The sequence below is a fragment of the Kaarinaea lacus genome (assembly GCF_975902315.1).
Genome location: NZ_CDLKIE010000072.1, coordinates 1 through 7,441, shown reverse-complemented (window position 1 = coordinate 7,441; position 7,441 = coordinate 1). Strand labels below are relative to the sequence as shown.

The following is a 7,441-nucleotide window of genomic DNA, read 5'->3' as shown; positions in this document are numbered from 1 at the left end:
TTTCACGGTAGTAAGTTGTAAGGCTTTCGGCAACTATTTATTACCTACCAACGACCATTAAGCCTGAAATGAAAAATCACGTCGGGTGACGCGTGTACGATTAGATCTTCAACAACCCCAATATCCAGGTTCCAGTTTTTACTAAACTTCAGATTACCCCCAATAGTCAACTGCAATGCATAGCTATTTAACTCGACAAAGTCACTGCTGTGATAAAAGGGAGAATGGGTATCCAGTTGGAGTTGTAGCACGATACGCTCGCCAAACTTAATGCCGCTCCCAATACCACCAAACCATACCCAGAAATTTTGCTGGTCCGTTAAAACTTCACCTTCAGGCAACCACATCGCCCCAAGATTAAGATAGGTTAATCCTTTTTTACTAAACCAGTTAGTCTGCATATCACCTGTTAACCATGCCGATATTGCATAGGCGCCGCTTCCTGTTAACTTTGCCGAGTCACCGGTTGGTAATTTTAAGGCTGTTTTAAATGTCAGATTTTTTTGATGCGGCAACCATTTTCGGTCTGATTTAAAAGCAAATATTATTTGCGAATCACCTACACCAGATGCCGGTTCCTGAAAACCCAGTTTGTCCACGCCATTTTTTGCATAATAATATTCCAGCTGATTGTTTGGCACCTGATCCCTGCCGTTTTGCGGCAGTCCAAAAAAATTATGCCAATCAATAATAAATGAATCCAGAAAACCTCCATCATGTGAGATATGAGGAATCTGGAGTTCAACTTCCACACCATCAGATAATCCGGTTTTTAGTGAAAGCATGGCCCGAGTGGTTTCACCATCAAATAATAGCTGTTCATTTGTAGAATCTTCGTGCGTGAAATGGCTGGTAATTTCGTAGTCCAGGCCAAAAACAACAGTATCTTTCGCCGTTATGGCCGGATTTCGGGAATTGGGTAATCCATGAACCAGTATAACAGGACTGGTGTTAGTAATACTTAAAGGGTGGATTTGCTGCGCAACAACAGAAGGTACCTGCAAAATCAGATAAACGAGTGAAATCGCAACACACTTCTGCCTGCAGAAAATACCAGCGCTCAGGCTTGCCCTGAAATTTGACATGAACACCTACCAACGACCCAATTGTGAAATAGCATCACAGTATTATAGACAGACTAGGGAGTCAGTTCATAGGAGTGAGTAACGGTAAAACTTTGTCCTGTAATCGGATCACTGAGGGTAAACTGTGCAACTATATCGTTGTCCTGCAGTTCTGGTTCTACATTAAGCGCAACGCCGTAAATCAGCCCACCTTTTAGCTGGTTATTCACTGAATCGAATTGATCAACGGTCATTAGCACCATACCCCCATTAATAAATTCGTATCTATCCAGTGAAAAATTTCGATTGCTCAAATTAAACAGATAAAGGGTAAAAACAGAGCCGGGTTGAACCGTGCTGTTTACACTATCGTAACTATAATCTGCAAATCCAAATTTGGTTACCACGCTGGAGAATGAAGGTGTTGATACAATGGCTACGAAATTAGATATGTTCGTATCGGCAATCGTGGCTTTAATCACAATGAGACCATCGTAGTTACTTGTTAGCGTTGTATTTGCCACACCATCGGTTGTTGTTGCGGTAAGTGAACCAAGCATTCCGCTACCGCTAACAATTTCATACTCAACAACAGTACCGTTCGCTACTACCGCGCCATTTTCTGAGGCTTTAACGAAGGTTTGTATTGTCGTAGAGTCCACGCCATCATTGACAATCACATTAGGCTGACCAACTGCTGTAACACGCACTGGCCTTAACGGCTCATAAGTAACCGTTAAATTTGTCGTACTTTCAACAACACGCAATCCGTCATCCAGGCTGGCAATGATTTGTGCCGTGCCATCACCGGTAGCTTCGTTGGCGACACCGAAAACTACCCCCTTTTCACCCGCAGCATTGCTCGCCAATGCCAACTCGGGCGAAAGAGAGGACCACGTAACCAGCTCGGTCAAATCTTGCGTAGACCCATCACTAAAATGACCCACCGCACTAAATTGTAAGCTTGAATTATTTGGTATGGATTGATCTTGCGGGGAAACCGAAATTGATTCTAATGCCGCGTCGGTTACCGTAACTGTTATCGTTGCAGAAATACTGGGATTCACCACAGCAGAGGCACTAACGACGCTACTGCCTACTTCGAGACCATGCACATTACCTGCTGCGTCTTCACCATTTTCCACGGCGACGTACTGAATGGCGGATGATGACCATACGATGCCAGCACTAATATCCTGGGTACTGCCATCCGAATAATGACCAGTAACGGTCAAACTGGCAGACGTTCCCCTGGCGATGGAAAGATCAAGCGAATCAATAACGATAGCAGTCAATATTGCAGCGCTCACATCAACTTTTGCTGAGGCACTTTTCCCTTTATAAGCTGCTATGATTTCTGTAGATCCTGCGCTGTTCGCATGTACCAGGCCCATTCCATTTTTCCGGTACTGTACAGTTGCTACGTCAGTATCAGAACTGGTCCAAAACGCAAGTTCAGTGACATCCTGAATAGATCCATCGGAAAAATTCGCTGTAGCCGTCAATTGCTTACTCGAACCTTCTGGCATTGTGGTGCTCGATGGAACCAGGTTAATACTGATTACCTCAGCGTTAGTAATCGTGAGGGGTACGGCGACGCTAATATCGTCCATTACAGCAACTATACTCGCTTCACCCTCACTTAGTGCTGAAAGCAAACCAGCGCCAACATGAGAATTATCGATCTTTACAACATCTTCGTTGGTCGAGATCCAGGTTACCATTGCCGTGATATCCCGCACGGAATAATCCGAATAGGTTCCGGTTGCCGTCAGTTGGATCACGGTCTCTTTGGCGATTGATGTGATGGATGGCGTAATTGTTATTTCATTCAGAACCGAATTGCTTACGGTTATTTCGGCATTTTGACTGATACCATTTAAAGTAGCAGAAACCGTCGCACTCCCTTCGCGCTGCCCTGTTAACACCCCTTCGTCTCCTGCAACACTGCCAACAGTAACTGTGTTTATATCGGAAGACTGCCACGCGACCTGTTTAGTGATATCCAGTATATTGCCATCACTATAAAATCCAAGCGCCTGCAGCGAAGTTGTTGTTCCAGCATTAATAAGAACCTGGGCAGGTTCTATGGATATGGCATTCAATTGAGCGCTGGTAATAGAAAGATCTGTTTCTGCAGCAAGCCCATTGTATCTCACCAGCAAATGGGTTTGGCCTACCGAATCACCATAAATAGTCGCTACACCTTCGGTCGCTACCGTTGCTACCGATCCATCTTCGACGGACCATGTAGCAACAGCAGTGATATCCTGAACCGTGTTATTCGAGAAGTATGCAAATGCTTGCACATCGATCTGGCTACCATTGGGCAACGCAATATTCTGTTTTGATAATTTAATCGCAACCAGTTGTTCCTGGCTTACGGCCAGCTGAATCGAGCTTTGGACAGTGCCCAGGCTTGCTGAGATCAGCGCCACACCTGTCGCCAGTCCCGAAGCCACACCTTTATCGCCAGAGGTATCACTCACTGGCGCAATCGTGCTACTGGATGAAGCCCAGTCAACTTGTTCGGTAATATCCTCCTTCGACTGGTCGGAATAGATGGCGGTGGCATACAGGCGGATTTCAGTACCAACGGCAATTGCCGGATTTATCGGAGTAAGCTGGATTTCGCATAATGTGCGCGGACCACTGCCGCTTGCGCAAGGGGAATCATTGGTAGGTGTTACATCACCAGCTCCACCGCCGCCACACCCGACGATCCATACAAACAGCAATAACATCACTGTGGCACGCGTCAACGCATACAAAGTGCATCTTTGTAGACCGGGAACAGGACTGAATCGACTTAGATATTGGAAGTTGAGACGATCACAAATAAAGGTAGTAAAGGTACTGCTGGATGGATTCAATGCGACTAAACCAAAGTTGATCAAATAATCAACAATGTACTACAAGCAACCATGCAACAATAAATTAATTTTTCTTATCAATCGATTTCCATCGCAGGGGAAAATCAACGCGATAGCGGACACTCAGAACAGAAGTAATTTATTGTATAGATAGAACTTTTTCGTCAATGGTCGAATTGTAGTTTCACGATAATAAAAACTATTTCTGTGATAACCATTGCCTTGCCCGTTCAATAGCTTTTTGAACCTGTTTGGGAGCCGTACCACCAGGATGATCGCGTGCTGCAACAGAACCTTCAAGGCTAAGCACATTGAAAATATCCTGCTCTATGGTGTCAGAAAACTTTTGCAGTTCTTTTAGACTCATGTCAGCCAGGTCCTTTCCATCCTTAATTCCTTTTTGCACTGCCTTGCCGACAATTTCGTGAGCATCACGGAACGCCACGCCTTTACCAACCAGGTAATCCGCCAGGTCGGTCGCAGTGGCAAAACCCTTTAGCGCCGCTGCTCTCATATTATCCGCCTTCACTTTGATGGTCGGAACCATATCAGCGTACACCCGCAAACTACCCTTCACATTGTCGACAGTATCAAACAATGGTTCTTTATCTTCCTGGTTGTCCTTGTTGTACGCCAGTGGTTGCGCTTTCATCAGGGTTAACAATCCGGCGAGGTGACCGTTGATACGCCCGGTTTTACCCCGGACCAGTTCCGGAACATCAGGATTTTTCTTCTGCGGCATAATGGACGACCCGGTGCAGAAACTGTCCCCCAGTTCGATAAAATCAAACTGCGCCGAGGACCATAAAATCAGTTCCTCAGAAAATCGTGACAGGTGCGTCATGATCAACGAACAAACGAAAACAAACTCAATGGCAAAATCCCGATCACTGACCGCGTCCAGTGAGTTCTCGGCAATTTCATTAAATCCCAGCAAGTCCCGCGTAAAACGGCGGTCGATGGGGTAACTGGTACCGGCAAGCGCTGCGGATCCCAATGGCATGACATTGACCCGGCTGCGGCAATCATTTAACCGGCCGCTATCACGTTTTAACATTTCGAACCAGGCAAGCAGATGGTGGCCAAAGGTCACCGGCTGCGCGGTCTGCAAGTGCGTAAAACCAGGCATAATTGTATTAACGTGCTGTTCGGCCAGATCCACCAGGTTGCTTTGCAGGCGATTCAGTTGTTCATTAATGGCATCGATCTCTTCGCGGAGATACAGGCGGATATCAGTGGCGACCTGATCATTGCGCGACCGTCCCGTGTGCAATTTCTTGCCACTGTCGCCGATGCGCTGAGTCAGGCTGGCCTCGATATTCATATGCACATCTTCCAGACCGACACTCCAGCTGAACTCCCCGCGCTCAATATCATCCTTGATGGCTTGTAGACCTTCGACAATCGCTTCAAACTCTTCACTGCTCAGCACGCCGACCTTGGCCAGCATCCGGGCATGAGCAATGGATCCTGCAATATCGTGCGCATACAGCCGTTGATCAAAGCCAACAGAGGCTGTGAACGCTTCGACAAACGCATCGGTTGGTTCTGTAAAACGACCACCCCAGGGTTTTACCACTGATTTTTCTTTTTTCGCCATCTTGGTTATCCACTACACATTCAGGTATGGCGCAGTATAGTCGATATTGGCACTATATTGCGACGCTAAGACACTGTTGGAATTCAGCTTTCAGGCTAGACTATAACGCATGGAAATACCCCAAAATAATCAGCAATCTACCGAAAATGGTGATTCTGCACCGGCGGATGACTTTTTCCTGCCCGATTTTTGCAACGTACGCATGGTATTTGCCGTGATCCTCATTGCGGAATTGTTGGCCATTGTATTGACGCTGGCGCCACTGGATACGGCCAATAATCGCTGGGAAGAGCTGGGCATCATCTCATTGTTTATACAGTGGGTGGCGCTGATCAGCGCCGGCGTGCTTTGCATCGTGCGTCCCTGGCTACGAAGACTTAATGTAAACATCGCAGCCACTGCCAGTTATATCGTGCTAATTATTACCACGACCATGGTCAGCGAAATCACGTTCTGGACTTTACACTGGATGACGGTGGATCCCAACGTGAGCACCGGTTGGTACAGTGATTTCCTGTTACGCAACCTGGGGATCAGCGCCATCGTATCGGCCATCGCCTTGCGTTACTTTTACGTGCAACACCAATGGGCGCAAAACCTGGAGGCCAAATCCCAGGCGCGCATCCAGGCACTGCAATCGAGGATTCGACCGCATTTTCTGTTTAACAGTTTAAACACCATTGCCAGTTTGACGCGCAGTAATGCGGAACTGGCCGAAGAAGCCACTGAAGACCTGGCAGATCTGTTTCGCGGCACACTGGCGGATTCGAGCTACGAAGTCCGCCTGAAAGATGAATGGGAACTGGCCAAACGCTATTTGCATATTGAAGAATTACGCATGGGCAACCGATTAAAGGTGCAATGGAATGTGGATAATCTACCGGAAAATGCACTGATCCCCCAGCTCACCATACAGCCGTTACTGGAAAACGCCATTTACCACGGTATTGAACATATCCGAGACGGCGGTACGATCACTATTAGGGGTCAACTGGAAAACGACATAATTACCATTAGCATCACCAATCCGATGCCTGAATACACCCGGCCACTGGAGCGCAATAGCAATAAAATGGCTCAGGAAAATATTAAACAGCGATTATCCGCGCTTTATGGTCACCAGGGGCGTTTGCAGGTGAGCCAGACTGGAACACAATATGAATTAACTATTCGATTCCCGTATACACAGTAACGACAATGAACATATTAATAGCAGATGATGAACCACTGGCTCGTGCCCGGCTTAAACGCCTGGTGGACGAAAGCGAAGCTTATAGTGTCGTGGGTGAAGCCAATGACGGCAAGGAAGTGCTACTTTTATGTGGAAAACTGACACCTGACATTGTGTTAATGGATATTCGCATGCCTGACATGGATGGCCTGGAAGCGGCGTATCATTTATCACACCTGGAAAATCCGCCGGCCATCATTTTTACCACGGCGTTTAGCGAACATGCATTAGCGGCTTTTAACAGTAATGCTGTGGACTACCTGCTAAAACCTATTCGTCGAGATCGCCTGGAAGAAGCATTAAAAAAAGCCCGTAAGGTGAATCGGGCGCAGCTGATGGAACTGGGTAAGAATGAAGAAACGGATCACGCAAGAAGTCATATCAGCGCACAAATTAGCGGTAACATTCATCTAGTGCCCATTGAGGAAATTTTCTTTTTTCACGCCGAACAAAAATACGTTACTGTTCGCCACAAACAGGGCGAAGTAATCATTGATGAATCGTTAAAATCCCTGGAAGAAGAATTTGGCGATCGCTTTATAAGGATTCATCGCAATGCCCTGGTTTCAAAAGCTTACCTTGATAGCCTGGAAAAACAGCCGTCTGGCCAGTGGATGGTAAAACTAAGGGGTATCGATGATCAGCTGGAAGTCAGCCGTCGCCACATGACGCA

At 46.7% G+C, this 7,441-nt stretch carries 5 protein-coding genes; 2 read left to right on the top strand and 3 right to left on the bottom strand.

Going from position 1 to position 7,441, the window contains the following annotated elements; translation table 11 throughout:
- Positions 1–44 precede the first annotated feature (44 nt).
- The 3 genes from ACWVCM_RS01675 to argH form a co-directional block, all read right to left on the bottom strand.
- A complete protein-coding gene (locus ACWVCM_RS01675; protein ID WP_455199963.1) occupies positions 45–1,085 on the bottom strand; it encodes a DUF3187 family protein in 1,041 nt (346 codons plus the stop codon).
- 53 nt (positions 1,086–1,138) lie between these two features.
- A complete protein-coding gene (locus ACWVCM_RS01670) occupies positions 1,139–3,937 on the bottom strand; it encodes an Ig-like domain-containing protein (protein WP_455199962.1) in 2,799 nt (932 codons plus the stop codon).
- 199 nt (positions 3,938–4,136) lie between these two features.
- Entirely contained in the window at positions 4,137–5,537 is a 1,401-nt protein-coding gene (gene argH, locus ACWVCM_RS01665; RefSeq protein ID WP_455199961.1) for an argininosuccinate lyase, read from the bottom strand.
- A 109-nt stretch (positions 5,538–5,646) separates the two neighbouring features.
- Between argH and ACWVCM_RS01660 the strand changes: the two genes are divergently transcribed.
- Positions 5,647–6,729 carry a sensor histidine kinase gene (locus ACWVCM_RS01660; protein WP_455199960.1) on the top strand — a complete coding sequence of 361 codons (1,083 nt, stop codon included), beginning with the start codon at positions 5,647–5,649 and terminating at the stop codon, positions 6,727–6,729.
- A 5-nt stretch (positions 6,730–6,734) separates the two neighbouring features.
- The coding region (locus ACWVCM_RS01655; protein WP_455199959.1) for a LytR/AlgR family response regulator transcription factor at positions 6,735–7,441 on the top strand (707 nt) is incomplete at its 3' end.